Origin of the sequence: Bordetella petrii, from assembly GCF_020991325.1 — a bacterium.
Lineage (GTDB): Bacteria > Pseudomonadota > Gammaproteobacteria > Burkholderiales > Burkholderiaceae_B > Bordetella_A > Bordetella_A petrii_E.
Map to the genome: position 1 here is coordinate 1 of NZ_JAJMLX010000366.1, position 3664 is coordinate 3664.

Here is a 3664-nt window from a genome sequence, read left to right on the forward strand (position 1 = left end):
CCGCCGCGTTCGGCGCCCGCAGCGCCACGAAGGTGGCCGCATTGCCCGGCGCCAATTCATGGCCCTGCCGCCCCAGCACGGCCGCGCCGGCATGGGTAGCCATGCGCAGCGCCAGTTCCAGCGCATCGTCGGTGTAAAAACCCGACCGGTACCCCACCAGCATGGCGCGCTGGAGCATGTCGCCATTGCCGTAGGGCCACCAGGCGTCCTGGATATTGTCGTTGCCGGTAAACATCGCAACACCGGCCTGGTGCAGGCGCAGCACCGGCGGAAACGGCCGGTTGCCCGGCGCGTTGGTCATGATGGCCACGCCCGCCCGGGCCAGCGCCGCGGCAATGTTGTCCAGCACGTCCGGCCCCACGTCGCCCAGGCAATACGCATGGCCCGCCCGCCCAGCCCCGCCGCGCGCGTGCGGGCCGCAATGCGATGCAATTGCTCTACGCCCTGCTGCCCCGGTTCGTGCAGGTGGATATCGATCTTCACGCCATACTTTTCCGCGATGCCGAACACCACATCCAGCTGGCCATCGGCATCGCCGTCCAGCGTGGTGGGGTCGATGCCGCCCACCACCTCGACGCCTTCGCGCGCGGCCGCTTCCAGCACGGCCGCCGTGCCCGGACAGGACATTACCCCGGCCTGCGGGAACGCCACCAGTTCGATATCGACAATGCCGCGCCACGCTTCGCGCGCCTGCATGACGGCGTGCAAGTTGGTCAGCCCGGTGGTGGCATCGACATCGACATGGCTGCGCATGGCCACGGTGCCGAAGGCGGCGGCCTGCGCGATCAAGGCATGGGCGCGTTCGGCAATGGGCCGCGCGCCCGCCAGCGCCTGTTTCTCGATGGCCAGGCGTTCACGCAGGCTGCCCGCCGGCTGGTGCGGGCGCCAATGGTCGCCCACGAAGCTCTTGTCCAGGTGAATGTGGCCGTCCACGAAACCGGGCAGCACCAGCCGGCCCTGCAGGTCGACAACGTCGGCGCCATCGGCGGCCGGCGTGCCGGGCCCTATGCCGGCGATACGGCCGTCGGCCACCGCGATATGGATCTGGCTGCCGTCCGCGGCCCGCGCGTTGGTGTAAAGGCGTTCGTTCATGATGGATTCCGTCGTTGGGCGGGCCACGCGGGCCCGCGATGCATCACATCAAGATAACGAAGCGGAAGGGCAGCTACAAGGTAAATATTTGGATAGCCACCATTTGATTTATGAATGTATTCAACCGGGGCGAAGCGCTCCGTCGATGCCGCGGCCGCTTGGCCCCGTGCCAATGCAAACGGGGCGATTGCTCGCCCCGTTCCCTACATCAACCTGCTGTCCTTCAACCCGCCTGGCGCGCCGCCACCAGCTCGCCGCCCCGCGCCTCGTCGTCCGGCGCGGGCAGCCCGCCGCTCATGGCGGCATCGAGCTGGGTCTTGTCCAGCTCGCCTTCCCAGCGCGCCACCACGATGGCGGCGGTGGCGTTGCCCACCAGGTTGGTCAGCGCGCGGCATTCCGACATGAAGCGGTCCACGCCCAGGATCAGGGCCATGCCGGCCACGGGCACGGTGGGCACCACCGACAGCGTGGCCGCCAGGGTGATGAAGCCCGCGCCCGTCACGCCCGCCGCGCCCTTGGAACTGAGCATGGCCACCAGCAGCAACAGGATCTGGTCGCCAAGCGACAGGGGAATGTCGCAGGCCTGCGCGATGAACAGCGCCGCCATGGTCATGTAGATATTGGTGCCGTCCAGGTTGAACGAGTAGCCAGTGGGCACCACCAGCCCCACCACCGACTTGGCGCAGCCAGCGCGTTCCATCTTCTGCATCAGCGAAGGCAGCGCCGCTTCCGACGAACTGGTGCCCAGCACCAGCAGCAGTTCCTCGCGGATATAGCGGATCAGGCGGACGATGGAAAAGCCGTTGTAGCGCGCCACCGCGCCCAGCACCACCAGCACGAACAACAGCGACGTGGCGTAGAAAGTGGCCACCAGCGCGGCCAGGTTCACCACCGAGCCGATTCCGTACTTGCCGATGGTGAACGCCATGGCGCCGAACGCCCCCACGGGCGCGGCACGCATCAGGATGGCCACCACCTTGAAGATGGGCGCCGACAGCGCGGTGAAGAAATTGGTAATGGGCCGCCCGCGTTCGCCCACGATGGCCAGGGCAATTCCGAACAAAATAGCCACGAACAGCACCTGCAGGATGTCGCCCGACACGAACGGGCTCACCATGGTGGCGGGAATGATGTTCAGCAGGAAGCCCGTGATCGTCGAATCGTGCGCCTTGGTCACGTAGCCCTGCACTTGCGACGAATCCAGGCTGGCGGGGTCGATGTGCATGCCGGCGCCCGGCTGCACCACGTGGCTGACCACCAGCCCCACGATCAGCGCCAGGGTCGAGAACACCAGGAAGTAGATCATGGCCTTGCCCACCACGCGGCCCACCTTCTTCAGGTCGCTCATGCCGGCAATACCCGTGGACACGGTCAGGAAAATGACCGGCGCGATAATCATCTTCACCAGCTTGATGAAGCCATCGCCCAGCGGTTTCATGGATTCGCCCAGTTCCGGCCAGTAATGGCCCAGCAGGATGCCGACCGCAATGGCGAACAGCACCTGCACGTACAGCACCTGGTAGAACTTGGGTTTCTTTGCGGGCGTAACGGCGCCCTGACCGGTCTCGATCATCATTAGCGTTTGTCCCCACCGGGATAAGCGCCGTCATCATGGCGGCGCGTTTTTTACGAATTGGTTTAAGCTGCCTGGAAAGCAACTGGGGGAACAAAAGCAATACCCATGCCAGATACACTTGGCCTGCTACTTGACTGATTTGATTCAGGTTTTTCCGTCAGCCGCGGCCTGCGCCAAGCCTGAAAGTGCAAATTTCCGCACACCCAGGCCATATAATGTGCGAAATTCCGCACAACCATGAACCTCAATTTGCGCCGCCTCCTGCTCGTTGCCCTGCTTGCCGCCGGCCTGCTACTGGCCGGCCTGGCCATCATGGCCGCCGGCCAATGGGCCGGCAACGCGGCCCTGGCGGAACTGTCGCGGCAGGCCCAGGGCACCGCCCAGCTCAATACCCTGGCCCTGCGCACCTACCTGGAGAAATTCCGCGCCATCCCGCGCGTGCTGGCCGACGACCCGGAAGTGCGCCAGGCACTGCAGCGGCCGCAAACCCAAGCACCCGCCGATGTGCTGAACCGCAAGCTGGAACGCCTGAACCGCGACATCGGCGCTTCCGTCATTTATTTGCTGCGCACCGACGGGCTGGCCATTGCCGCCAGCAACTGGCAGGAGCCGATCAGTTTCGTGGGGCAGAGCTACCGCTTCCGGCCCTACTTCCAACAGGCCATGGATAGCGGGCAGGCCGAATATTTCGCGCTGGGCACCGTCAGCCAGGAACCAGGCCTGTACCTGTCGCGGCGCATCGACGACGCCAATGGCGATACGCTGGGCGTCATCGTGCTGAAGATGATTTTCGGGCCCCTGGAACAAGACTGGAGCCGCATGGCCCAGCCGGTGTACGTCACCGACACACATGGGGTGGTGCTGATCAGCAATGTTCCGGGCTGGCGTTTCCGCACCCTGGCGCCGCTGCCCGACGACATGTCGCGCGCCCTGCGGGCCAGCCTGCAGTTCGGCGACGCCGCCCTGCAGCCCCTGCCGCTGGCGGCATCCACGCCC

At 65.7% G+C, this 3664-nt stretch carries 2 protein-coding genes and 1 pseudogene; 1 reads left to right on the plus strand and 2 read right to left on the minus strand.

Going from position 1 to position 3664, the window contains the following annotated elements:
* A pseudogene (locus LPZ50_RS22955) lies at window positions 1–1092 on the minus strand (amidohydrolase family protein); the annotation flags it as partial.
* 223 nt (window positions 1093–1315) lie between these two features.
* Complete coding sequence (locus LPZ50_RS22960) at window positions 1316–2665, minus strand: dicarboxylate/amino acid:cation symporter (protein WP_230665135.1); 1350 nt, start codon at window positions 2663–2665, stop codon at window positions 1316–1318.
* A gap of 240 nt (window positions 2666–2905) precedes the next feature.
* Here LPZ50_RS22960 and LPZ50_RS22965 point away from each other — a divergent pair.
* Window positions 2906–3664, plus strand: a 759-nt coding sequence (locus LPZ50_RS22965) for a cache domain-containing protein (protein WP_268903589.1), incomplete at its 3' end; no start/stop codon positions are given.

Bases quoted from the DNA above. Each gene is read 5' to 3' on its own strand.
- LPZ50_RS22960 (WP_230665135.1), bottom strand. From the start codon at position 2,665: ATGATCGAGACCGGTCAGGGCGCCGTTACGCCCGCAAAGAAACCCAAG.